This window comes from Natronorubrum aibiense, assembly GCF_009392895.1.
Lineage (GTDB): Archaea > Halobacteriota > Halobacteria > Halobacteriales > Natrialbaceae > Natronorubrum > Natronorubrum aibiense.
Genome location: NZ_CP045488.1, coordinates 822,856 through 848,259 on the forward strand (window position 1 = coordinate 822,856; position 25,404 = coordinate 848,259).

Consider the following 25,404-nt stretch of genomic DNA (forward strand, 5'->3'; position numbering starts at 1 on the left):
CACACAAAGGCTTATCTACGATTCCCGAGAGGTAGCTGTATGCCCATTGCGTTACAGCGAGAGCGCTTCGTATCGACGATGAAAGAGCAGGCCGAAATTGGTGGGACCGCCGACGGTGGCTTACACAGACTCACGCTCTCCGACGACGACAAGGAAATCCGCGACTGGTTCATGGAGCAGATGACTGCGGCCGACCTCTCGGTCCGGGTCGACGAGTTCGGAAACATGTTTGGACGCCGTGCGGGCACTGATCCCGACGCAAAGCCAGTGTTGGTCGGCTCCCATCTCGATTCCCAGCCCTACGGCGGCATATACGACGGTGCACTCGGTGTGATCGCTGCTCTGGAGCTGATCCGGACGCTCAACGACAACGAGATCGAGACCGAACACCCGATCGAGATCGTCAACTGGACCAACGAGGAGGGGTCGCGGTTCCAGCCGGCGATGCAGGGAAGCGGCGTCTGGGCCGGCGCGCACGACCTCGAGGAAGAGTACGCGAAGACCGACGTCGACGGCACCGTGTTCAAAGACGAACTCGAGCGCATCGGCTACAAAGGCGACGAGCCCTGTGAGCCCCCCGAAGAGTACGAGGCGTATCTCGAGCTCCACGTCGAGCAGGGGCCCTACCTCGAGGAAAACGGGAAAGACGTCGGCGTCGTCACGGGAATCGTCGGCTTCACGTGGGGGGCGATTACGTTCTACGGCGAGGCCGACCACTCCGGTCCGACGCCGATGCATTACCGACAGGATGCGCTGGTCGCTGCGGCCGACGTCATCACCCAGATCCGGCGTATTCCGAGCACGCTCGGCGAGCGCACCGTCGGAACCACGGGGTACATCGACGCCAAGCCGAACTCGATCAACATCATCCCCGAGGAAGTCACGTTCACATGGGGGTTCCGTGATCCCTCCGACGACGTGATCGACGAGGCTCGTCGGCGCGTCCTCGAGGAAGCTGAGTGGGCCGCCGAGCGGGAGGGCCTCGAGTGGGAGTATGAAGACCGTATGCGTGCCCCGGCAGTCGAGTTCGCCGAGGGGTGTGTCGATGCGGTCCAGACGGCTGCGGACGAACTCGGCTACGATAGCATGCAAATTTTCAGCGGCGCGGGACACGACGCGACACATATGCACAGCATCTGCGATACGGGAATGGTGTTCGCGGTGAGCGAGAACGGCAAGAGCCACAACGAGTCGGAGTACACCAGCTGGGACGACTGTTATGCAGCGGCATCGACGCTTGCGAACGCTGCGGTCGACCTCGCTGGAGGTGCGCAATGAGTGACCCCACGTTCGACCGCCTCGGCATCTGGAACTGGGAACGCGAGAACGTCTCCGACGAGATTGAGGACGCGAAGTACGCCGAGTCCAAGGGATTCGACTCGGTCTGGCAAGGTGAGTCACGACTGGTTCGCGACGCCATGACAATCATGGGGGCCTACACACAGGTGACCGACTCGGTCAAGTTTGGGCCGGGCGTGACCAACTGCTACACGCGAAACGTCGCCCTGATGGCCCAGACGTTCTCGACGCTCGACGAACTGTCGGGCGGTCGGGCGATGCTCGGCATCGGCGCGTGGTGGGACCCGCTTGCGAGCAAGGTAGGGATCGACCGCCAGAATCCGCTTCGGTACATGTGGGAGTACTGTACCGTCCTCAAGAAACTGCTCGACCTCGAGACCGTCACCTACGACGGGCAGTACATTCAGGTCGAGGACATCGAACTCGATCTGGTGCGAGCCAACGCCGAGCCACGAACGGTCCCGATCTACATCGGGGCGACCGGGCTGACGATGAACAAGATGGCCGGCGAACTCGTCGGCAACGGCACCATCGACGGCGTCTACATGAACTACCTGATCCCGCCGTCACACAACGAGCGGGCGATGGAGAAGCTCACCGAGGGCGTCGAGAAACAGGGCGGGACGATCGACGACGTCGACCGGCCACAGCTCATCGCGGTCTCGATGGACGAGGACGCAGACGTCGCCATCGACAACGCCCGCGGGCTGGTCACCCAGTACATCGGACAACAGCCCCACATCACGAAAGCGTCGGGAATCGACCCCGAAGTGGGCGAACAGGTCGGCGAGGAACTCGGCGGCTGGCCCGCCTCGGCCGAGGACATCGAGCGCGCCAGCCGACTGGTGCCCGACGAGGTCGTCACGAACATCGTCGCTGCTGGCACGCCCGAGGACTGCGTCCAGAAGGTCGCCGACTACTGTACCGCCGGCTGTACCGAACCGTCGCTGTACTCGCTCGGCCCGAACGTTCGGGACGTAATCGACGTCTTCGCCGAGTTCAAAACAGCGTAGCTCGAGCGATCACGACGGCTCGCTTCGAATCGCGCACTTAACCCTCTCCCCCGACGAACGAACCGGTATGGACCACAACGACCGACCCGACATCGACGAAACGGACGTCGCGATCCTCAAGCGCGTCGAGCGCGATGCCGATGTCAACCTCGCGGATCTGGCTGCGGAACTCGAGCTCTCGAAGTCGGCGGTTCACTACCGGCTGACCAAACTCAAAGACGAAGACGTCATCACCTCGATCTCGGCGGACGTCGATCCGCTTGCACTCGGCCTCGAGATGGTGGTTATCACGGAAGTGTCGGTCGCCCACGAGAGCGGCTACGCCGACGAAATTGGCCACGCACTCGCCGAGATCGACGGCGTGTTTCAGGTCTACTATACGATGGGCGACGTCGATTTCATCGTTCACTCTCGCGTCCAAAACCGCGAGCAGATGAACGACCTCATCGACGAGATCGTGACGATCGATGGCGTCAACGAGACCGCTTCGACGTTCGTGATGAAAGAGTTGCAGACGAACCCAAAGACGGTCGCGAACATGTCCACGGAGATGATCGAGAACGTCGTCGACGGGACGGAGTGAGGTCGTCGCTGCGCTCGATTACTCGCCGTCGCCGTCGTTAGTGAGGTCGTACGTAAACGAGTAACAGTACTTCTCGTAGCCGAGTCTGTCGGTGTAAAACCGGTGTGCGTCGTCGCGCCAGAGCCCCGACTCGAGTTCGACGGCCTCACAGCCTTCACCCACCGCCCAGTCGTGGACGAATTCGAGCAGTTCCGCCCCGAACCCCTCCGAGCGCCGGGACTCGGTCGTCACGAGATCGTATACGTAGGCATGTTTGCCGAGGTAGAAGTTGGTCGCCGTTTTGACGCCAGTGACGGCGACGAGTTCGTCACCGTCGTAGAGACCGAACAGCCGATATCCCTCCTCGTGCATCTGTTCGTACTGCTCGGCGAACGACTCCTCGTCCAAGTGGGTCCGCAGTTCGTTGAGGATCGGAAACGCCGCGCGTCGTTCGGCATCGGTCGATAGCTGCGTGATGGTGGTTGTGGTGCGCATCTGTATCTCGCCTCGAGTCCCTGCCGTCTGCTGACTGGCCGCTGGTCGATCGGCGACGACAGATGATCGATAGCAGCGTGATTGAGACAGCCTATCATAAAAAACGTTTCGTCGAGCCATCAACAGGACGACGGTGGCGCCGTCTCAGCGCCACTCGGCCGCTGCTCGCCGCTCGAGCATCTCGCGGAACTGGGCCGTCGTGCGCTCGAGTAACTCGCCGGACTCCCACTCGAGGATCACGCCGTACCGCCGGACGAGATCCAGCTGATCGAGGTCGCCCTCGCGGTAGCGTTCGGCGACCGATTCGGGGTCTTCCTCGAGCCAGCCCTCGCGATGCTCGCGGATATGGTCGCGTTTCGCCGCCGTCGCTTCGTGATCGATCTCGTACTCACACAGCTCCGGATCGATCGCATCGATCACCACGCCGTAATCACGCTCGGCGCGTTCGATCGAGACGTACTCGTCGATGACGTCCTCGCGAACCGCGTCGGGGTCGCGCTCGAGCGGATCGCCGAACCCGCCACCGCCGGAGGACGGTCGGGTGAACCGGTCGCCGGTCTCGATCGGCTTGTTCGAGAACACCGTCCCGAGGTCTTTGGGGTCGTCGTCTGCACGCGTGAGGGTGACGCCGTGAGGGACACCCGGCAGGCCGCCATCCAACCCCCACGTGACCGAGTACGCCCGGTCGGAACAGTAGGAGATGACGCTGTTTTCACACTCGAGCAAGCGTCCGCCCTTCTCGACGCCACAGCCGCCACGGAACTCCCCGGGGCCAGCCGAATCTGTGACGATCGAGTGTTGGCTCGTCAACAGCGGCGTGTCGCGCTCTTGGCCCTCGAGCGACTGGACGGCCAGTCCGGCACCGAAAACCGGCGCGGTCGCGTTCGCGCCGTCTAAGCCGTCGCGACCACCCCAGCCGCCGGCCATCCAGTCGTACCACATGAACTCCGTGCCGTCACGGTCGGGGCGGCGATCCGTTCCACCCGAGAGCAGATACTCGAGGTTGAAGGCACAGGCCATCGCCCGTTCTGGAAGCACCTCCGACCACATCTCGAAGATGGCGTTCATCACCTTCTCGTACGCGCCGGCGACCGACCCCGTGACAGGGACAGGCTCCGGTGCGTTAACCACCGTTCCTTCGGGAAGCGTCGCGTCGACGACCCGGTACATTCCCGAGTTGAGCGGGACGTCCGGGAAGAACATCTTCGTCCCGGCGATCACCGCCGAAAACGACGTGCCGTACGTGGAGTTCAGGAAGTTGCCGATGTATTCGTCCGACCCCGAGAGGTCGTAGTGAACCTCGTCGTCGTCGATCGTCATCTCGACGTCGATCGTGACGAAACCCTCTTCTTTCGCCGGGTCGCCGTCGATGTAATCTTGCGTTCGCCACGTGCCGTTTGGCAGCTCGCGAATCCGTTCGCGCATGATCCGTTCGACGTAGTTTTTCGACTCGTCGAACGCCGTTTTGACGGTGTCGATCCCGTACTTGTCGACGAGCTCGAGGAGGCGCTCCTCGGCGATTCTGGTCGCTTCGGTCTGGGCACGCAGGTCACCCATGCGGTCCTCCGAGAGGCGCATGTTCGTCACTAACAGGTTGGCGACGTCGTCCTGAAACTCGCCGCGGTCCCAGATTTTCAGCGGCGGAATGCGCAGCCCCTCCGCGAAGTGGCTGTTCGCCTCGATGTTGAACGAGCCCGGCGACGGGCCACCGACGTCGGCCCAGTGACCGTTCGACTGCGTGACAGCGATCAGTTCGTCGTCGTAGAACACCGGCCGCATGATCCGGACGTCGTTGATGTGCGTCGCCCCAAGATACGGGTCGTTGACGATGTAGACGTCGCCCGGGTTGATGTTCCCCTCGAAGTACTCGAGGGTCTCCTTGCAGGTGTAGTGGAGCGTGCCGACGTGGACGGCGATGTCCTGTGAGCCCTGCATCACCGTATTTCCTTCTGCGTCGTTCAGGCAGTTACTGAAGTCGCGATTGTAGATCACGAACGAGTAACACGTTCGCTGGATCTGTTCGGCCATCCGGTCGACGAGGTTCGTAAACGAACTCCGCAGGACTTCGAACGTGACTGGATCGAGGTCGATATCCGTGTGTACGTCTGTCTGTGACATGGTTAGATTTCGATGATCAGGTTCCCCGTCTGCTCGACTTCCACGCTGGCCTCGGGGGGAACGACCACGGTGGAGTCCATCTGTTCGACAATCGCGGGGCCGCTGAACGTTGCCCCGGCACCCAGTTGCTCGCGCTGGTAGAGATCCGTCTCGACGAATCCGCCTGCATCCTCGAAGTACACCTCTCGAGTGCCGAGGTGGGCGTCGTCGACGCTGCCCGACTCGATTTCGGGGAACGAGGGTTTCTCGACGAGGCCGCGTCCCGTGACGCGAATCCCGTAGATTTCGACGGTCGCGTCGCGGTCCGAGTAGGCGTAGACGCGCTCGTGTTCCTCGTGGAAGCGCTCGCGGATCTCATCAACGCTCTCGATCGGCAGCGAACACGGCACGGCGAGCGACCGCCACTGGCCTGCATAGCGCATCTTCACTTCGTGTTCGAGGCGGATCTGGTCGTCTTCGATCTCTTCGGCGCGCAGTCGCTCGAGGATCTCCGATTCGACCTCGGCGAGGGTCGCTTCCAGCTCGTCGGCGATCTCTTCGGTCGCGTTGGCGACGAACGTCTTCGAGAGGTCGTGTTCGACGTCGACGAGCAGACAGCCCAGCGCGGAGTTAATGCCGGGGTACGGTGGGACGATAACGTTCGGAATGTTCATCTCACGGGCGACGTGAGCCGCGTGCATCGGGCCGGCGCCGCCGAAGGCGACGATGGCGAAGTCACGGGGATCGTACCCTTTGCTCGTCGAGACGAGTCTGACGGCGTTGCACATGTTCGCGATGGCGATCTGCTCGATCGCGGAGGCCGCCTCGGTGACGTCGAGATCGAGCGGGTCGGCGACGTCGCGTTCGATTACGTCTCGAGACGGACCAGCTGTCGCGTCCATCTCGCCCCCGAGGAACTTGTCGGGGTCGACCCAGCCGAGCAATACGTTCGCGTCGGTGATCGTCGGCTTGTCCCCGCCGCGCATGTAGCAAGCGGGGCCGGGGTCTGCCCCTTGGCTGCGTGGCCCGACACGGAGCGAGCCACCCTCGTCGATCCAGGCGATCGAGCCGCCGCCTGCGCCGATCGTCTTGATGTCCGTCGAGGGAAACATGATCGGGTAGCCGTACTCGACGGCCCACTCGTCGGTCATCTCGATGTCGCCGCCGTAAGTGAGCGAGACGTCGACGCTAGTGCCACCCATGTCGAAGCCGATCGCGTTGTCGAACCCGCACTGCTCGGCGATGTACTGGCCGGCGATCGCTCCCGCCGTCGGGCCGGAGTTGGCGATCCGGGCCGCGTAGTAGGCGATCGCTTCGGTGGTCATCATCCCGCCACCGGAGTGCATCGCGAGCACGTCGTTTTCGTAGCCACGGGACTCGAGCTGGTCGGCGAGATCGGTCAGATATTCCTTGACGACCGGCACCAGCGCCGCGTTGACGATCGTCGTGCTCGTCCGCTCGTGTTCGAACATCTCCGGGAGGATCTCGTGTGAGCAACAGACGAACGCGTCGGGGTGTTCGTCCTCGACGATCTCTTGAACCCGCCGTTCGTGGTCGCCGTTGACGTAGGCGTTGATCAGCGAGATCGCGATCGTGTCGATGCCTCGCTTTTTGAACACCTGCACGACCTTCCGAACGTCGTCTTCGTCGAGCGGCGTCACGACATCTCCGGTGTAATCGATTCGTTCCGTTACCTCGAGTCGATCCCGCCGTTTCACGTAGGGGTCTGCGACGTCGGTGTAGGCGTCCCAGACGTCCTCTTTCGTGGCGTCACGGATCTCGTGGACGTCTCGGAAGCCCTCCGTCGTGATCAGACCCGTTCGCGGCAGGTCGCGCTCGATCAGGGCGTTGGTCCCGACCGTCGACCCGTGCGAGAAGAAGTCCAGATCGCTGATCGCCGTCTCCGCTTTCGTCAGTCCGTTGATCACCCCTTCCGCGGAGTTGTCTGGCGTGGACGGTGTTTTCGTGATCTCGATACTCCCCGTTTTCTCGTCGAAGACGATCAGGTCCGTAAACGTCCCGCCGATATCGATACCGGCTCGAGTCATGGTACCATCTCACGCTGTAGAACACGGAAGGAGTATATAACGTTTTACTCGCCGGAATCGCTGTCTCCACGGCTGTCGATACGACTAAGCACATTGAGTGTCATTCGAGCGCATGACCCGACGTGTCAGCGACCGCCGACAGTCCGGACAGCGCCGAGAACAAGTGCCCGACGGAGGCATCCAACGATGACCGACTCCGACCTCGCTGAGATGCAGACTCAGGCCGAACGCCTCGGCTTCGACCTCTCCGAGTCGCTGCTTGAGGAGATCCTCGAGACGGCGACCGCTGCCGAGACAGCTGCGACGGGGACGGCGACACTCTCAGAGGAGGGCATCGGCCACCGTGCCAACGACAACGAAAACGCCTTGCTTGCCGTCTTCGACGAGCCGCGCGTGCGCACTGATTCGGGACCGCTCGCGGGGACGACCCTCGCGGTCAAAGACAACATCGCTGTCGCCGACCTCAAGATGACCTGCGGTTCGACGGCCTACTCCGTCGTTCCCTCGGAGACTGCTCCGTCGGTCGATCGGCTCCTCGATGCGGGTATCGAACTCGTCGGCAAGGCCAACATGGAGCCGTTCGCGATGGGGCCGACCGGCGAGTTCAGCGACTTCGGCCATGTCACGAACCCGCTCGACCCCGATATCGTCGCCGGCGGCTCCTCGAGTGGCAGCGCTGCTGCCGTCGCAGCCGGTAGCGTCGACGTCGCACTCGGCACCGACACGGGCGGCAGCGTCCGCATTCCGGCGGCCTGCTGTGGTATCGTCGGTGTCAAGTCCTCACATCGACTCGTCCCACGGAACGGCTTCGTCGACTTCGCGCCCTCGCTCGATACGATTGGCCCGATGACTCGAGACGTCTCGACGGCGGCGAGCGCGCTCGCGGCCATGGCCGGTCCGGACCCCCACGATCCAACGTCGGCCGATCGGCCACTCGAGTTCGAGACGCTTGAGGACCTCGACGACGCCGACGGGTTGACCGTCGGCATCCCGGAGACGCCGTTCGAGCGGTCTTCGGACGAGATCGCCAATGCCGTTCGGACGATTACCGACCGGCTCTCGACGCTCGGCATCGAGACCGTCCCCGTCGAACTGGATCTCGGCGACACCGAAGCGGCCTACCTGAACATCGGCGCAGCGGAGTTCTCATGGCTCATCTCCGGCAACGGCGTCACCAGAGGGCAAGGAACGGGCTACGACGAAGAACTGCGGCAGGCGTTCGCGGCTGCCCGCGAAGACGGCCTCGGCGAGCACGTCGCGAGACGGATTCTGCCGCCCGCGTTCCTCGACATGACCAGCGGTGGAGCGACCTACGCCGCCGCTCGAGCCGAAGGTATCGAGTTCACCACCCGACTCGAGGCAGCGTTCGAATCCGTCGACGCGCTCGTCATGCCGACGCTTCGCGTTCGGCCACCGGCCGTCGAGACGGTCACGACGCGTGCGGATCTCATCCCGATCCTCGGCAACACGGCCCCGTTCAACATCGCCGGCACGCCGGCCGTCACCGTGCCCGTAACGTCGCTCGATGGGCTGCCGGTGAGTGCACAGGCGGTCGCCCCGCAGTTCGAGGACGGCCGGGCGCTTCGTGTGGCACGCGCACTCGAGCGCGTGGCCGACTGAGCTGGTTCGTCGCTCGAGCGCTCCCTACCCCGATCGTAAAAAATAATTGGCGACTACTCGTTCCGAAGTTCCTCCGTCGCCGCCGTATCGAGCGTTCCGTCCTCGATGACGACGCCGTACTCCTCGCGGGCGGCGGTCTCCGAAACCAGCCCGTCGAGGTAGTCCTCGTAGACGGTGTCGGCCGGTCGCTCGTGTGGATCGCCGTAGCCGCCGCCGCTCGCCGTTTTGATGAGTACACGGTCGTTGGCTTCGAACTTGTAGCCGGACTCCTTCGAGTGGAGATCCAGCACCTCGCCGTCGGCTTTAATGTGTTTCAGGTCGCCGTGAGTCCCCTCGCCGCCGCCGAAGAGGCCGTGCGGGCGGTACGTGTTCCCGTCGCCTTCCATCGTCATTACGGCGTCCGTGAGGAACTGTGACTCGCGGACGATCCCGTGGCCGCCTCGAGTCCGGCCGGCACCGTGGCCGTCCTCCCGGAGCCCGTAGCGTTCGACCCGCATCGGGTGGGAGAGTTCGATGTCCTCGACGGGCCGATTCTTCGTGTTGTGGACGAGCGCGTCGACCGCGTCGAGGCCGTCGGCTTCGGGCCGGCCACCGTAGGAACCCTCGTTGACCTCGAGGTAGACCCAGTACTCGCCGTCGTCGTTCGTCCCGCCGTAGCTCACGAAGTACACCTGTCCGCAGGTGCCCGCACAGACCTTCTCGGGGATGGCTTCGGCGAGCGCCTCGATGATGAGGTCGCTCATCTTGTCGACCTGATTGATACGGGCGAACGCCGACGTCGGCGGCGTCGGGTTGAACATACAGCCCGGTCGCGCCTTCGGATGAACGGGGGCGAACGTCCCCGAGTTCTGGGGCAGATACTCGTCGCGGACGAAGGTGTCCATCAGGATCGACCGGATCGTGAAGTAGATACAGACGTCGGTCGAGCCGTGGAACGGAATGTTGTAGCCGGTCGGCGTCTGGTCGGCCGACTTGCTCATGTCGACGGTGATGTCGCTGCCGTCGACGGTCACCTCCGCGGCGATCTTCAGGCGCTGATCGCGGTTGCGCCCGTCGTCGTCGAGATAATCCTCGGCGTAGTACGTCCCGTCGGGGATCGTCCGGATCTCGTTTCGCAGGAGCGCTTCGGCGTAATCCATCAGCGCCTCGCCAGCCTGCTGGATCTCCTCGAGTCCGTACTTTTCGACGAGGTCGAGATACCGTTCCTCGCCGACGTGACACGAGGAAATCTGGGCCTGCAGGTCACCGATGACCTCCCGCGGCGTCCGGACGTTGTCCTCGATGAAGTCCCAGATGCCGTCGACTCGCTCGCCCTGATCGTAGACTTTCGTCGCTCGGAACAGGCTCCCTTCCGCGTACATGTCCTCGAGGTCGATGGCGAGGCCGGGCGTCGCCGAGCCGATGTCGAGGTGGTGGGCCGTGTTCGCCGCCCAGGCGATGTGTTCGCCCTCGTAGAAAATGGGCACGGCGACGGCGATGTCAGGCGAGTGGCTTGCGCCGTAGTGAGGGTGGTTGTGGATGAAGACGTCGCCCTCGTTGATGATCTCCTCGCGGTCGACGCCGCGCTCCTCGAACGTCTTGTACATGCCGTCGAGGTAGCCGATCAGCGAGCCGACGTGCATCGGCGTCGAGTCGCTTTCGCACAGTTCGCGACAGTCCGTGGTGAAGATCCCCGCCCCCATGTCCTCGCTCTCGCGAATAATCGAGGAGTACGACGAGCGAATGAGTTTGTACCCCATCTCTTGGGCGATCGTATCGAGTTCGCCGCCGATGACCTGCATCGTCACCGGATCGATATCCCGTTCGCGGAGGACGTCCGCCGCCGTCGTGTCGTCGTGTTCGTCGTCCGGTGCCGTCTGGTCCGTTTTGTCTGGATGTGTCGTCATCGTTCCTCCGTCGTCAGTATGATCGATCCGTTCGCTTCGACCGTCGCCGTCCAGTCAGGGTTGACGACGACCGTGCTGTCGAACTCGTCGATGATCGCCGGCCCGTCGATCTCGGTGCCGGCCGCCAGCTTCGCGCGCTCGTATCGCGGGACAGTCTGCTCCTCGGGGGCGTCCGGGGTGCCGAAGACGACCGTCGACTCCGTCGTCTTGGCTGCCTCGAGCGCACCGTCGGCTGCGATCTCGGGTGGGGCGTACGATTCCACGTCGCCGATCGCAGTCACGCGGACGTTGAGCAGTTCGACCGGGTCCGCCTCGAAGTAGTGGCCGTACTCGGCTTCGTGTCGCTCCTCGAAGCGTTCGCGGAGTCTGGCGTGCCAGTCGCCGTCGGTTCCGTCGAAGTCGATGTTCAACTCGTAGCCCTGCCCGTCGTACAGGCAGTCGACCGACGATCTGAACGTCCACCGCGAGGGATCGATCTCGTCGCGCTCGAGTTGCTCACGACCCCGCGCCTCGAGTCGCTCGAATGTGTCTTCGATAAATTCACCGTCGACTTCCTCGAGTGGGCTGCTGATCGTCTGCTGGTAGTCGTATTTCACGTTCCCCGTCAGAAGCCCGCGAGCCGAGGCGATCCCCGGCGACGGCGGCACCAGCACCGTCGAGACCTCCAGTTTCTCGGCGATGCTCGCGCCGTGCATCGGCCCGGCCCCGCCGAAGGCGACCATCGTATACTCGCGTGGATCGTAGCCCCGCTGGACGGTCTGTTCGCGAATCGCCCGGTACATGTTCGTGTTCGCGACTTCGAGCGTGGCGAGTGCGGCCTGTTCCGGCGTCTCGAACTGCGCCTGATCGGTGCGATCACACAACTGCGTCTGTAACGCCTCTCGGGAGCGTTCGGGCTCGAGGTCGAGGTCACCGCCGAGGAAGCTGTCGGGATCGATCCGACCGAGGACGACCTGTGCGTCGGTCGTCGTCGGCTGGTCGTTGCCGCGAGCATAACAGGCCGGCCCCGGATTCGCGCCAGCGCTTTTCGGGCCGACGTTGAAGCCCATCGCGTCGTCGAACCAGGCGATCGAGCCGCCACCCGCACCGATCGTTTCGATGTCGAGCATAGGCGTGATCGTCGGATAGCCGCCGACAGTACTGTCTCGCGGGTCGCGCTCGAGGACGCGCCCGGGTATCACGGAGATGTCCGCACTGGTACCACCCATATCCAGCATGACGAGGTTCGGCTCGTCGACGTTCTCCCCTTCGAACGCCGCCGAGAGCACGCCCGCGGCTGGCCCGGAGACGAGCGTCGTGACCGGTTGTTCGGCGACGTTCTGGACGCTTGCCATGCCGCCGTTGGACTGCATGATGAGCACTTCGGCGTCGAAGCCCTCGTCGGTGAGTCCGTCGCTGAGTCTCGTCAGATACGTCGACATTACGGGCTCGAGGCGGGCGTTGATCGCCGTCGTCGTGAACCGCTCGAACTCCCGGAACTGGGCGACGACCTCGCTCGAGGTCGAGACGCTGACGTCGGGGAACTTCTCGTGAATGAGTTCTTTCGTTCGGTCTTCGTGCTCGCGATTGAGATAGGAGTGGAGATAACAGACAGCGATCGATTCAACGCCATCAGCGACGAGATCGCCAGTTTGCTCCAGTACTGCGTCTTCATCCAACGGAGTGATAACGTCGCCAGGTGGGAAAATCCGCTCCGAGATTTCTTTTCGATGTCGTCGCTTGACGACCGGCTGTTCTTGCCACGAAACTGTCTGCTGGAGAGAGAAACTGTGAGGTTTTCGGTGACGGCCGATATGCAACACGTCACGGAACCCGTCCGTCGTAAGCAAGCCCGTTTTCGCGCCCTCGTGTTCGATAAGCGCATTCGTCGCGACCGTCGTCCCGTGGAGGATCTGATCGACGTCGGCGGGTTCGATCCCGGCGAGTTGACAGACTTCGACGATCCCGGTGAGCGTCGACTGCGACGGGTCCGCCGTCGAGGGTGTTTTGAACGTGAACTCGTCGTCCTCGGTGACGAGAATGACGTCCGTGTTCGTGCCACCGACGTCGACGCCGACACGGGTCTCACTACTGCTATCCGTACTCTTGCTAGCCATACACAACCAGTATCTCTCTGGTAGAGGAGTTAACCCTTTCCCCTGTTGCGTGAGTGATTCATCACTGGTGGATGATACATAATTGACAATGCGTAACTTTATCTCACCTACCCCAGAAAGGACAGTGATGGCCACAGTAGCGACGGATACCATAGAGCTATCAGAACAGCAACAACTCGTCAGAGAGAACATCCGAGACATCTGTAGTGAGTTCGACGACGAGTACTGGCGAGAAAAAGACCGCGCCAGCGAATACCCCGACGAGTTCGTTACGACGCTCGGCGAGCACGGATGGCTGGGGGTACTCGTTCCCGAAGAGTACGGCGGCGCAGGCATGGGAACCGCCGAGGTCGTCGTGATGATGGAGGAGATTGCAGCCAGCGGCGGTGGGTTTGCGGCAGCACAGGCGATCCATGGCGGCATCTACAACTCCGTGCCGATCGTTCGCCACGGCAGCGACGAACTGAAAGAGCGACTTCTCCCGGATGTTGCCGCCGGCGACGTGGCGATCCAGTCGCTCGGGCTGACCGAACCGAACGCGGGTTCAGACTCGACGTCGATCGAAACCGTCGCTGAACAACGCGACGGCGAGTACGTCATCAACGGGCAGAAAATCTGGACGTCTCGAGTCGATGCGAGCGATTATCTGCTCGTCGTTGCTCGAACGACGCCGAAATCAGAGGTTGAGAAACGAACGCGAGGGATTTCGATGTTCCTCGTCAACGTCCACGACGCACTCGATGCCGGGACACTCGAGATGAAATCGATCCCGAAGACGGCGAGCAGTGCCGTTCACGCCTACGAACTTTGGTTAGACGATCTTCGGGTCCCCGCCGACAATCTCATCGGCGAGCGTGGAAACGGCTTTTATCACCTGCTGGATGGGCTCAACGAGGAACGACTGGTAATCGCCGCCGAGTGTCTCGGCCTCGGTGAACTGGCGGTTCAGAAAGGGGTCGACTACGCCAACGAGCGCGAAGTGTTCAACCGGCCGATCGGTCAGAATCAGGCGATTCAACACCCGCTGGCGAAAGCCTACGCCGAGATTCAGGCCGCAAAGCAACTGACGTACAACGCCGCGACTGTCGTCGAGGGGGAGTCGGGCGCGGCCGTCGGTGCACAGGCGAACATGGCGAAGTATCTGTCCGCTGAAGCTGCCTTTACGGCTGCCGACGCCGCTGTTCAGGCCCATGGCGGATTCGGTGTCGCACGTGAGTACGATGTCGAGCGATACTTCAGAGAAGCGCGACTCACACGACTCGTCCCGATCACACAGGAACTCGTCCTCAACTACATCGGGGAGAACGTGCTGGGACTGCCGCGGTCGTACTGACCAGCAAGTCGGTCGTCATACTGCCCGACAACAGTCAGTGAACGTCCGATCGCGTCTCACGGCTTGTCGATTCCGGTGACGACCGTTCGCGTGCGATCGGTGCGTGAATCGTTTCGTCCGGCAGTATCAGTCTCAGCGTTCGACCATCCGAACTGTTGACTCCCGTTTCTCGTTGCGATCGTCCGCTCGTATCCTGTGTCCACTCGTCTGCCGGCGAACTCGAGCAAGACCTATTTAAAATTCGGTATCACCGAAACAGCGGTGATTTTACTGACAGGTTCTCGATCGAGGTGGACGTGTATTCGGAGTAGTAGCACGCAAGTTGGTTATTGTTGACACTGTACAAACACACGATGTTGCAGGTGAAAAAATTTCGTTTTTAATTTGAAATCGAATAGATAATGTATACATACATCTATTGATCAGTTTGGGTGAGGAATCCACCTATATCCACGTATAAGTGTACAAAGATGAAAATCAGCTCCAGAATCCGGACGATCTCGAGAACGAGAACATTTGGCCGCGCTCGTCGATAATAAAGTGCGGTATTACCGGACGAAATCGGGTATGTTGGTATCGTCGAAACTGCACGACTGCGAGCCGGTGTGACGCTCGAGCGATTCATCGCAATCAGATCGAAAGTTCGAGCGTAGAACGCATCCGTATTCATTAATTACATTTGTACTTTTGTAATCCACGCATTGTGATCACGAATCGCATACTCTCGAGTAGCAAGTGTTCCGTTCGATGCAAGATCAGTTACAGGCGTATGATTGTAATTGTTCTGTGATCGATCCTGTATCCGTCACGCTGAACCGCTCGAAACGGGCGGTCTGTGGGTGTAAGATATATAATCCGGCGATACCGGACACACGTTACCAATCCACACTCCTTGACTGTCTATTCGTTCCGTTCGGAACGCGGTCGCTCATGGGTGAAAAAACGAGAACAGGTCTCCGCTCGGGGCTGCGACTACAGCTGGTAGCGGTCGGGGTAGCCGACGATCTCCTTCGATTCCGGCGGCTTGTACGTCCGAATCGAACTCGTTTGCTTGCCCAGTTTGACGAGCGCTTCTGCGAGGACCGCACCCGCGCCGACGCTGTCGATGACGGGGACCGGCAACGCCGCCTCGAGCGGTTCGTCGAGACCGCCCATGCCGGCACAGCCGAGACAGATCACTTCGGCACCGTCTTCCTCGATCGCCTGCCAGCTCGCCTCGAGGAGCGCGTCGGCTGCCGCATCGCGAGTGTTTTCGGTCTCGACGACGGTCAACTCGGTACAGCGAACCGATGCGCAGTGATCCTCGAGTCCCGTCTTTCGGACGGCTTCCTCGATGAAATCGCGCGCTCGAGGGAGGATCGTCGCCACCGAGAAGTTCGCGCCCAGCATGTTCGCGACGTACATCGAGCCCTCGGCGATGCCGACAACCGGTTTGTCGGTGACCTCCCGACACGCGTCAAGCCCTGGGTCGCCCCAGCACGAATTAACGAATGCGTCGTACTCGTCGTCCTCGTCTTTGAGGATTTCGTCGAGAAGACCGGGCACGGCGAGGTAGTCGTCGTAGTACGATTCGATACTGATCGGTCCACGCTCGGGCGAGACGGCGACGACCTCGGTTTCGTCGCTCGTATATTTGTTCGCAACCGTCCCGATGTTCTCGGTCATCTCGAGGGTGGTGTTCGGATTGATAGCTTTGATTTTCATGGGCGTACGCCACGACAAGAGGTTCTCGGGAGCGAGCAAAGCTGTTTCTCCGGTCGAGTCGGGCGAACGTGACGGCGAGCAGTCAGGAGCGCCAGGCGAATGCCGACTCGAGGTCGTGGGGAGCGTGTCCACCGGCGCTCTCGCTGCGTTCGACGTACGCCTCGAGGTCGTCGACGAACTGCGGGTGGGCGCACCTCTCGATGAGCAGCTGGCTACGCTCGCGCGGACAACTCCCTCGAAGGTCGGCGACGCCCTGCTCGGTGATCACGACCGAGATGTCGTGTTCCGTGTGATCGACGTGCGGACACATCGGGACGAGACAGGATGTCTCCGTGCCGTGTCTCGAGGGCAACGTCGTAATCGTGAGCGGAGAATTGCGGTTGAAATCGCCGCTGCCACCGACCCCGTTCAGGACGCGCGAGCCGCCGACGTGCGTCGAGTTGACGTGCCCGTAGAGGTCGACTTCGACGGCGCTGTTGATCCCGACGACGCCGAAGCGGTCGATCAGCGCCGGGCTGTTCGAGAGCGATGCCGTCCGGAGGATGACTGACTCGCTGTATCGATCGATGTCGTCGAACAGTCGCCGTTGCCCCTCCACGGAGAGCGCAAACGACGTCGCGCTGGCACCGGTGAGCGTCCCGTTCTCGATCATCTCGAGGAGACCATCTTGAAACACCTCGCCGTAGTAGTAGACGTCTCGATCGCCGAAGTCAATGTCCGACAGTGCGCCCATGAGCGCGTTGCCGAGGCTGCCAACGCCGAACTGCAGCGCGATCCGGTCGTCGAAGATCGAACAGCGCTCGAGTTCGGCCTCGAGAAACGTCGCGAGATTGGTTGCGATCTCTCGGTCGGTCGCCGATGGTTCGCGGAAGCTGTAGGGATCGTCGGGCGTTTCGGTCTCGACGACGGCAAGGAGAGTATCCGGATCGAACCGAATCTTCGACTCGCCGATCCGATCGGCTGGATGCTCGAGGGGAATGGGCTTTCGGTTCGGTGGCAGTTCGCGTTCGTAGACGTCGTGGAACTGGCCGATCTCACGTGGGATCGAGCCGTTGACTTCGATGATCAGTTTCGGTGCGGCCCGCACGTAGGCCGCCGTGTGGCCGATCGACAGCGATGGGACGAACCAGTCCTCGCCGACGGCCACCGCTTCGACGATCGCGACGTCGGGCGTCGGGATATGTCCCAGCGAGACTTCGTCACCAACCGCCGAAATGAACCGATCCTGATAGGCGATCGTCCCGTCGTTGACCGCCTCCCGCGCCGCAGGGCGCGACTGATAGGGGTAGCGACGGGCGACTGCCCCTGTCTCGACGAGCGCCGTATCGATCTCCTTGCCGACGCTGCCGCCGCTGACGACTGTCAGTTCGAGGTCCCGATCGGCTTCGGCGAGTGCCAACGGCAGCGCCTTCGGGTAGCCGACCGCGCCGAACCCGCTGACGGCAACGACCGCATCGCTGTCGACGTGGGCGGCGGCCGTCTCGGCGTCGACCGGTTCGATCGCGCCCTCGAGTCGGTTGTTCATCGATCGGGCTCCGGCTGCGTGCCGATGCCTTCGGGCCAGCCCGGTGGCTGTGCGGCCGAGGGGTCGGCGTGACTGCGTTTGAGGACCATCGGGGTGCGCTCGAGCGAAAGGACGAGGTCGTTGTCCTGGTTGTACGCTCGGAGTTCGGTCGTGACGATCCCGACGTGGTCGCGGGACTCGAGTTCGCGTTTATGCAAGACCTCGCTTTCGGCGAAGATCGTATCGCCGTGATAGACGGGATTGTGGTGGCGAATGTCGTCGTAGCCGAGATTGGCCGTGGCGTTGACCGAGATGTCGATGACGCTCATTCCGACTGCGAGTGCAATGACGAACGTCCCGTCGACGAGCCGTTCGCCGAACTCCGTTTCGGCCGCGTAGGCCTCGTTGAAGTGCATCGGATTGAGGTTCATCGTGACATTCGTCATCCAGACGTTATCCGTCTCGGTGACGGTGCGTCCGAACGGGTGTTTGTAGACGTCGCCGACTTCGAAATCCTCGTAGTAGCGGCCGTGCCACCCCTCGACAATGTGCTTCTCGCCGTCCGTTGGTTCGTCTGTTGTCATAGCTTTCTCTGGATTTTCGACGTGCTCTCGAGCAGCCGGTAACTCGAACGTGGGCGAAACCGCCGGCTCTCTGCCGGTCGTCTCTGCGCTGTCGCTGGCTGTCCGACAGTCTCGTCGATTGCGTTACTCCGTGTCGTGGGAGTGATACTCGTTCTCGTCGAATCGGTATAGCTGTTACTGCTGATATCTGGAACACGCGTTCGTCGAATACCGGCCACGGCCCGTGATCAGCGGTCTGTGGGTCGCCACGCGAGAACGTATATACGTCTCCTAGTCCTCTGCTGTATGTATGCCAACCGACGACCGGACCGACGGCCGGGACGCCCCTGAAGCCGGCGACGACGTGCTCGCCGAGCAGGCTGCCGACGCAATCGAATGCATCGACCTCGACGAAGCGGATCGGCGTGCCCTCCTCGAGCGGCTAGATGTCGACGAACAGATTCAACACGTCCTTCGCGGGCGGCTCATGGATTACGAGACGGACGATCCGGACCGCGAGCGTCGTGAAGAGAGCCGCACCCGCAAGATGGCAAGTCACGGTCGTGACCTGCTGACGGTCGTGACAACTCGGCGGCTGCTAGTCGTGGTACAGCGACAGTCACCCGACGATCACGAGTACCGATCGATCGCCGATGACGACATCACAGCTGTGTCACTCGAGACGGCAAACGGCAATCAGCGGCTGGTGATTCGGGGGGCCACCCGGTACTATATCGACGTTGGACGAAGCCCCACCGACGTCGCCAGCGCTGCGTACGCACAGCTTCGCAAGCGGCTCGACATCCAGCTGACTGCCGAACAGTCGACAGACGCCACGTCGGCTGCCGAACAGTCGGATGACGATCCACTCGAGCGTCTCGAGCGACTCGCAACCCTGTTCGAACAGGGACATCTCACGGAGAGAGAGTTCGAGGCCAAAAAACGGGAGTTGCTGGATCGGATCTAATCGGATGTGGCCGGTCGATCAGTTGTTCTCGCGGAACTCGGTGGCGACGGTGTCCATCTCTTCGAACTCGACGTCGTCGTGGCTTTTCATGTGTTCGATCAGTTCCTCGAGTCGCGAGATGCGGTGGGCCTGTCCGATGACCTGCGGGTGCAGCGTCAAGATGAACACGCCGTCGTCGACGTTCTCGTGCATCCAATCGAACTGGTCGTAGTAGCGCTGGAACAGCGAATCCTCGCTCACGTACCCCATGCGGTGTGGGCGCGCCCAGGTGAACGTCAGGGCGGGCCAGTCGTCGCGCTGCCACGAAACGGGGAGTTCGACGAGATCGGTTGGTTCGCCGCGGTCGTACGGGCCATCCTCGGGCGCGCTCCAGTTGCCGTACAGCCAGTGGGGCTCGAAGTCGGATGCCATCTTGCTCGAGTCCCATTCGATGCCGACTTCGTCTAAGATGTCGAGCGTGTTCGCCGAGTAGTCCCACGCTGGCGAGCGGTAGCCGGTTGGTTTGCGACCGGTGAGATCGACGATCGAGTCGATCGCTCGTTCGACGTCTGCCATCTCATCTTCTTTGGTTTCGTACGTTGCGGGTCCGGTGTGACTCCAGCCGTGATGCTGGATATCGTAGCCACGGTCCCACACCTCAGCACTGATCTCCGGGAAGCTGTCGATCGTGTGACCGGGGATAAACCACGTCGCAGGAATGTCGTGTTTGTCGTGGAGGTCGAGCAGGCGCGGCGCACCGACGTTGGCGCCATAGACGCCTCGAGAATGTCGTGTTGGCATATCCCATGAGTCATATGACCATAGCCACGTCGATACCGCGTCAAAGTCGTACGTAAGGCATACTTTGGACGTCATTGCGAATTCGAGTTCGAGAGGTATCTTAAAAGCCTTTTCTTATGTTTGGTTGATAGTACCACGCATGATCCGGCCGCGGAAACGAATCACCGAATTCCAAGGCGGCGTCAGGACTGTCTAGAACCGTAGACGACGAGTCCACCGGCGACGAGGAGCAACAGGGTGGAAAACACTGTGGTCACGCTCCCGAGGGCGAACAGTTCGGGGGTTGCACGCTCGGCGGAGGCGATACTGAACACTTCCATCGGCATGGTTCGGTCGCGGCCGACGAGGAGCAAACCACGTTCGGCCTCGTTGTACGAGAGCGTAAACGCGAAGACGGCCGCACCGAGGACAGTCGGTGCGATCTGTGGCAACACGATTTCACGGAACGTCGTTAGGCGACTCGCGCCCATCACTCGAGCGGCCTCTTCGTTCTGTGCCAAGTTCGGCGGGAAGCCGGCGAGCAAGACGATGACGGCAAACGGGACCGTCCAGACGACGTGTGCCGGCAGCGCGAGCCACATCGACCGGGAGAGGCCGAGAACCTCGTTCAGAAACAGCGTCGAACCGACGCTGAAGGCGATCCCCGGCGTGATGATCCCGAGCACGATCAGGTACAGGAACAGCTTCCGGCCACGGAAATCAAAGCGGTACGCGAGTGCTGCGGCAGTGCCGAGTACCGTCGTGATCACCGTGACAACGAGCGCGAGTTGGACCGATCGCATGACCGAAGAGATGATCCCCTGATTCGCGAGTAATTCACTGTACCACGCCAACGTAAATCCTTGATACGGCGGTGAGATTCCGCCCGCGTTGAACGAGAACCCGATCAGCGCGATCATCGGCGCGTAGATGTACAGCGAGATCAGGATGAAATACGTTGCCAGCAGCCGTTTCATATTGAACCACTGTACGAGCCGCGTCAGTGCAGGTTGTTTCAACTCGGCATCGACCGAAGAGTGCTTTGTTGCCATCTACCCTGAGTACTGGTGGCATATCATATAAAGATACTGCGCAGGATTTCTGTCAACGAGCCATAGGAATCGGACAGATCCGGCCATTCGTGGATAGGTTTTTATCCGCTGGCCGTCGGAATGACAGTGTTACACATGGAAGACGGAGCCGAAACAGGTGGGGAAATCCAGTTTCCACACGCAAACATCGTCGCCGCTCGAGCGGTCACTGGTGTCCTCGAGAGTTCGGTCGGGCCGCTCTCTCACGACACACTGATCACGGGCCGTCCGCCCGGAGACCGGGAACCGGGCGAACCCGAAACCCTGACTGATACGATCAGCAGCGACGGCGCGACGATTCTCGAGGAGCTCCCGATCGAACACCCGATGGGCCCGATTATTCGGCGGCTCGTCGCGCCGGAGCGACCGGGAACGACAGACGTCGTCGGCGAACTCGTGCCCGATGGTGTCGGAACGACCGTGGTGTTACTGGGTGCGCTGTTAGCGGAGGGTGAGCGCCTGCTCGAGCAGGGATTGCATCCGACGACCATCGAGGAGGGGTACAGCCTGGGCCTCGAGCGGGTCGAACGAACGCTCCAGTCGCTTTCGAGGCCGCTCGAGGAGTTCGACGATCCGACTGCTGCCGCCGAGATGGTCGCACGCTCGGCGATGACAGGTAACGACATCGGAAACGCACGGGACGTGTGGGCGGCGGGTGCTGTCGAAGCGGCGAGGCAGGTGGGGATGCCGGACGAGGAGACGCTTGCGATCCGCCAGATTCGATCGGGATCGATCGCCGACTCACGGCTCGTCTCCGGAACGGTCCTCGATCGAAACGAGATCTGCGACGACCGGATGCCCCGTCGAATCGAGGACGCGAACGTGCTGGTACTCAGCGGGTTCAAACGCGGGAAGGCAAACGACGGCAAAACGGGCGGGTTGCAGGATCCCGACTTCCAGCAAGATGGTGAGCGGATCGTCGTCGATTCGCCGGACGAGATCGCCGAGTTCGACGAGGTGTTCGTCCGCCGCCGCGAACAGGTCGTCGCCGGTCTCGTCGACGCCGGTGTCGACGTCGTCGTGACCAGAACCGGAATCAACGATGCGTATCAGGACTTGCTCGTCGAACACGGCATCGTGGGTATCCGCGGTGTCAACCGGCTCAAACTCACACAGCTGGCGCAGGCAACGGGTGCGACGCCAGTCGTCGACCCGACCGATGTAACGCCAGCCGATCTCGGCTCCGCGGGCCTCGTCGAACAGCAGGTTATCGACCAGCGACAGGGCCGTCGAAAGCGCCGGCGCATGGTCGTCTTCGACGACTGTTCGGATCCGGAGTCGGTGACGTTCCTCCTCCACGGCGCTCACGGTCAACTCGGCGAACAAGCCGCGACGGAGATCAGAAAAGCCGTCGCGGCGGTTGCGACGGCGACCGGCCAGACGACCGGGCCGGCGGGCGTCCTCCCCGGTGGCGGCGCAACGGAACTCGCGGTCGCGCAGTCGCTCCGTCGCGACGCTCTCGACGTCGACGGCCGGAAACAGCTCGTCCTCGAGGCCTTCGCCGATGCGACGGAGCAGTTCGTGTCGACGCTCGCTCGGAACGCGGGGATGGACACGCTCACGACGCTGACGAACCTTCGGGAGGCGACGACGAACGCGACGAACGGGACCAGTCCGGGACTCGTCTTGCCAGAGAAACGCGTCGGCGACGTCCTCAAGGCAGGGCTGCTCGACCCGACGGGGATCCGGCTACGGTGTTACCGACACGCCGTCGACGTCGCCGTGCTCATCCTTCGCGTTGACGACGCGATCGATGCGACGTTTACCGACGAGCCGACGGAACCGGGTGATGCGATCTACGACGAGCACGCGGAACTCCATCAGGAGTATCTCGACGAACAGGACGAGACGATCTGGCACCAGTAGCGGCGAGCGCGTCGGCTCCAAATGTCGTGTGAACTTTTTGGGTGAAAAAACGGTGTGTCGCGTGTTCGGAGTTAGTCTTGACTCGCGATCTCGGTGATGTCGACGACTCTGAACAGCAGGAACACGAACGCGAAGATGACCACGAGTAGCGTAATCGAGAGCGCAGCAGCCGAGGGGTAGTTGAGCCCCTGACCGTAGCGGCTGTAGATCAGCGTTGGAACGGTGTTCGACCCGCCGCTGAGAAACGACGGCACAGTGAAGTTCCCGATCGTCAGCACGAAGGTGAACATACAGCCGATCGCGACGCCGGGAAGGCTCAGCGGCCACGTAACGTTCTTGAACGTCTCGACTGGATCACCGCGCAGCGTTTCGGAGGCGTCGAGCAGTCCTTCGTCGATCTGCGACAGCGAGATGTAGATCGGTGCCGCCATGAACACGACGTAGTTCTGGAGATAGCCAACAGCCTGTGAGAACGACGAGAACAGCAGCCAACTGACCGGACTACTAGTGAGCCCGACGTTCATCAATAGGCCGTTGATGATCCCGTTTCGTCCCAGAATTGGGAACCAGCCGAACGTTCGGATCAGCTCCGACGTCCAGAACGGGATGACGAGGAACAACAGCAAGACGAGTCCCACCATCGGCGTGGTGTAGAATCGAAGGTAGTACGCAAGCGGGTAGCCGAACACGAGCGTGATAAGCGTCACGACGACACCGACGCCGATCGTTCGGACGAACGCACCACGGACTGCACCGGAACCGAACACGCCATCAACCCACGCCGTGAGCGTAAACTCGTTGATCACGTTGAACGACTGATAGGTGAGGAAGCTGTAGTAGAAAATAACGAGCAACGGTAGCAGTAAGAAGACAGCGAACCACAGCACTGTCGGCGCTATTAGCCCGGTTACTTCGTTTATCAAGTCGTCCCTGTCGGTTGCAAGTAGACCCGAGATGCCGGTTTTGGGTTCAGAACTCATGTGATTGTGTCTCCGGTTGTGGTAAGATGATCGTAACCATACTCGAGTTAGGCCGAGAGGAAGTCCTCCCAGCGTGAGATCATGTAGTCAGCCTCACTGGGCCAGATCTGGAAGAAGCCGATACGGTCGATCCGTTCTTCGATCGGACCACTGTCGCGGGTGCCGCCGTTCGAATCGGGCGAGCCTTCCTCCATCGACCAGTCGTAGTCGAGCGGATCGAACAGCGCCGGTTCGTCGATCGACTCGTACGTCGCTTCGCCGCGGTACGCCCAGTCGTAGTACTCCGGCCCCATGCCGTCGCCGGAGTCATCCGAGCCGTCGCGGACGAGTTCTTCGTTTTCGTAGTGAGGCACGGAGTAGCCACGTCCCTGAACGAATCCGGGGAACCACGCACCGAGGTGGACCTGATCGTACAGGAACGTGACCTGCTCGACGTTCTGGCGCTCCCGTGCACCCTCGAGAGTCGCCATCCCGCCGTACCAGTAGCGGTAGCCCTGAATGCCCTCACTCATCGTGGCGTAGGTGCACGGCGTCCCCTCTCGGCGGACGTCCATCGCTGCCGGCTGCCAGACGTCGCCGATAACCGCCTCTTCGCCGGCCATCAGCGTCACGGACTCGCCGTAAGCTTCCCAGGTCGAACGGAACTGCCCGGCTTCTTTCTGCTCGATGAGGTAATCGATCGCCGTATCGAGTTGGTCCTGCGTCGGGTTGTTCAATTGGCCGATGTCGCCATCGATCATGTCGTTGTCCAACAGGTGCATGATCGCCTGCGGAATGGTGATCGCTGCCGTTTCTCCGACGATCACCTCTCCCTCGTACTGTTCGTCGAACTGGGTACTCCACAGGGAGACGTCGTCGACGAACGACGGGTTGTACCCCATCGCGTCGAAGTTGTACGCGTACGGCGAGAACAGAATCTCGTCGCGGGTGTCGCCGTCGACCCATAGTTCCTGATTGACCGTCTCGACTTGCTCACCGAGGTGACTGAGCCGCTCGGCCGGATTGGTGAACAGATCGGAAATCTGCTCTTCGTCCCAGTTTTCTAAGTCGTCGACTGGCATCGGAATCGTCGACGGGTTATCTCGAGTGAGTGCCCCAGCACCTGTCGTGTCCGAGGTGAACACGTCCGTGTTCTGTGAGCCGCCACCGAGGAGTTGGGCCTGCGTGTCACCGATCGTCGCAATCGTCGTGTTCACCTCGACGCCCGACATCTCCTCCATTTTGGCAGCCTGCTCGTCACTGACCGCCCAGTCCGGGCCGATCCACTCCATTGGTCGTGCTGGGCCGTCGTCGCCGCCGACACACCCGGCGAGCGCGGCGCCCGCTGCTGCTCCACCGTACGCTACAAAGTTTCGCCTACTGATACCGTCTGGCATTACAAGCAGTCACATACCCTGAGCCGTATTAAACGTTCCTCTTAGGAGAACGTAAATCGGGGATTTTTCACATAACAACGACTATGAGTTGAATATTCCTAAGTATCGGCCGCATGTACAAAAGAGATATCCACCGAGAGACTGA

The 25,404-nt window shown here is 61.6% G+C and carries 19 protein-coding genes; 7 read left to right on the top strand and 12 right to left on the bottom strand.

Annotation, left to right across the window (positions count from 1 at the left end; all coding sequences use genetic code 11):
- Positions 1–39: 39 nt before the first annotated feature.
- The 3 genes from GCU68_RS04165 (at position 40) to GCU68_RS04175 (ending at position 2,895) form a co-directional block, all read left to right on the top strand.
- Complete coding sequence (locus tag GCU68_RS04165) at positions 40–1,278, top strand: Zn-dependent hydrolase (protein ID WP_152939253.1); 1,239 nt, start codon at positions 40–42, stop codon at positions 1,276–1,278.
- Positions 1,275–2,312: an LLM class flavin-dependent oxidoreductase gene (locus GCU68_RS04170; RefSeq protein ID WP_152939254.1), complete on the top strand. Its 1,038-nt coding sequence runs from the start codon at positions 1,275–1,277 to the stop codon at positions 2,310–2,312. The genes GCU68_RS04165 and GCU68_RS04170 overlap by 4 nt, the downstream gene beginning before the upstream one ends.
- 67 nt (positions 2,313–2,379) lie before the next feature.
- Positions 2,380–2,895: an Lrp/AsnC family transcriptional regulator gene (locus tag GCU68_RS04175; RefSeq protein WP_152939256.1), complete on the top strand. Its 516-nt coding sequence runs from the start codon at positions 2,380–2,382 to the stop codon at positions 2,893–2,895.
- Between the two features lie 18 nt (positions 2,896–2,913).
- On the opposite strand, the gene GCU68_RS04180 is transcribed toward GCU68_RS04175, so the two are convergent.
- The 3 genes from GCU68_RS04180 to GCU68_RS04190 form a co-directional block, all read right to left on the bottom strand.
- On the bottom strand, positions 2,914–3,369 hold the full coding sequence (locus GCU68_RS04180) for a GNAT family N-acetyltransferase (RefSeq protein ID WP_152939258.1): 456 nt from the start codon (positions 3,367–3,369) through the stop codon (positions 2,914–2,916).
- Positions 3,370–3,513: 144 nt separating this feature from the next.
- The gene (locus GCU68_RS04185) at positions 3,514–5,487 is read right to left on the bottom strand and encodes a hydantoinase B/oxoprolinase family protein (RefSeq protein WP_152939261.1); all 1,974 of its coding nucleotides are present in this window, start codon (positions 5,485–5,487) and stop codon (positions 3,514–3,516) included.
- Positions 5,488–5,489: 2 nt separating this feature from the next.
- Entirely contained in the window at positions 5,490–7,514 is a 2,025-nt protein-coding gene (locus GCU68_RS04190) for a hydantoinase/oxoprolinase family protein (RefSeq protein ID WP_152939263.1), read from the bottom strand.
- A 186-nt stretch (positions 7,515–7,700) separates the two neighbouring features.
- Between GCU68_RS04190 and GCU68_RS04195 the strand changes: the two genes are divergently transcribed.
- Positions 7,701–9,134, top strand: coding sequence for an amidase (locus GCU68_RS04195; protein ID WP_152939264.1), 1,434 nt, complete (start codon positions 7,701–7,703; stop codon positions 9,132–9,134).
- A 53-nt stretch (positions 9,135–9,187) separates the two neighbouring features.
- On the opposite strand, the gene GCU68_RS04200 is transcribed toward GCU68_RS04195, so the two are convergent.
- Complete coding sequence (locus tag GCU68_RS04200) at positions 9,188–11,020, bottom strand: hydantoinase B/oxoprolinase family protein (protein WP_152939266.1); 1,833 nt, start codon at positions 11,018–11,020, stop codon at positions 9,188–9,190.
- A complete protein-coding gene (locus tag GCU68_RS04205; RefSeq protein WP_152939268.1) occupies positions 11,017–13,116 on the bottom strand; it encodes a hydantoinase/oxoprolinase family protein in 2,100 nt (699 codons plus the stop codon). Before GCU68_RS04205 ends, GCU68_RS04200 begins: the two co-directional genes overlap by 4 nt.
- A gap of 127 nt (positions 13,117–13,243) precedes the next feature.
- Between GCU68_RS04205 and GCU68_RS04210 the strand changes: the two genes are divergently transcribed.
- Positions 13,244–14,449 (top strand): acyl-CoA dehydrogenase family protein, encoded by a 1,206-nt coding sequence (locus tag GCU68_RS04210; protein ID WP_152939270.1) that lies wholly within the window; start codon positions 13,244–13,246, stop codon positions 14,447–14,449.
- A gap of 972 nt (positions 14,450–15,421) precedes the next feature.
- Here GCU68_RS04210 and GCU68_RS04215 read toward each other — a convergent pair.
- The 3 genes from GCU68_RS04215 to GCU68_RS04225 all read right to left on the bottom strand — a co-directional run bounded on the left by GCU68_RS04215 (position 15,422) and on the right by GCU68_RS04225 (position 18,241).
- Positions 15,422–16,153 carry an aspartate/glutamate racemase family protein gene (locus GCU68_RS04215; RefSeq protein WP_152939272.1) on the bottom strand — a complete coding sequence of 244 codons (732 nt, stop codon included), beginning with the start codon at positions 16,151–16,153 and terminating at the stop codon, positions 15,422–15,424.
- Positions 16,154–16,235: 82 nt separating this feature from the next.
- Positions 16,236–17,678, bottom strand: coding sequence for an acetyl-CoA hydrolase/transferase C-terminal domain-containing protein (locus GCU68_RS04220; RefSeq protein WP_152939274.1), 1,443 nt, complete (start codon positions 17,676–17,678; stop codon positions 16,236–16,238).
- Complete coding sequence (locus GCU68_RS04225; RefSeq protein ID WP_152939276.1) at positions 17,675–18,241, bottom strand: MaoC family dehydratase; 567 nt, start codon at positions 18,239–18,241, stop codon at positions 17,675–17,677. Before GCU68_RS04225 ends, GCU68_RS04220 begins: the two co-directional genes overlap by 4 nt.
- Positions 18,242–18,530: 289 nt before the next feature.
- On the opposite strand from GCU68_RS04225, the gene GCU68_RS04230 reads away from it, so the two are divergent.
- Positions 18,531–19,187, top strand: coding sequence for an SHOCT domain-containing protein (locus GCU68_RS04230; protein WP_152939278.1), 657 nt, complete (start codon positions 18,531–18,533; stop codon positions 19,185–19,187).
- 18 nt (positions 19,188–19,205) lie between these two features.
- On the opposite strand, the gene GCU68_RS04235 is transcribed toward GCU68_RS04230, so the two are convergent.
- Entirely contained in the window at positions 19,206–19,967 is a 762-nt protein-coding gene (locus tag GCU68_RS04235) for a polysaccharide deacetylase family protein (protein ID WP_152939279.1), read from the bottom strand.
- A gap of 182 nt (positions 19,968–20,149) precedes the next feature.
- A complete protein-coding gene (locus tag GCU68_RS04240) occupies positions 20,150–20,998 on the bottom strand; it encodes an ABC transporter permease (RefSeq protein ID WP_227014925.1) in 849 nt (282 codons plus the stop codon).
- Positions 20,999–21,133: 135 nt separating this feature from the next.
- On the opposite strand from GCU68_RS04240, the gene GCU68_RS04245 reads away from it, so the two are divergent.
- On the top strand, positions 21,134–22,903 hold the full coding sequence (locus tag GCU68_RS04245; RefSeq protein ID WP_152939281.1) for a TCP-1/cpn60 chaperonin family protein: 1,770 nt from the start codon (positions 21,134–21,136) through the stop codon (positions 22,901–22,903).
- Between the two features lie 71 nt (positions 22,904–22,974).
- On the opposite strand, the gene GCU68_RS04250 is transcribed toward GCU68_RS04245, so the two are convergent.
- Complete coding sequence (locus tag GCU68_RS04250; RefSeq protein ID WP_152939283.1) at positions 22,975–23,883, bottom strand: ABC transporter permease; 909 nt, start codon at positions 23,881–23,883, stop codon at positions 22,975–22,977.
- A gap of 47 nt (positions 23,884–23,930) precedes the next feature.
- Entirely contained in the window at positions 23,931–25,259 is a 1,329-nt protein-coding gene (locus GCU68_RS04255; RefSeq protein ID WP_152939285.1) for an extracellular solute-binding protein, read from the bottom strand.
- Positions 25,260–25,404 lie beyond the last annotated feature (145 nt).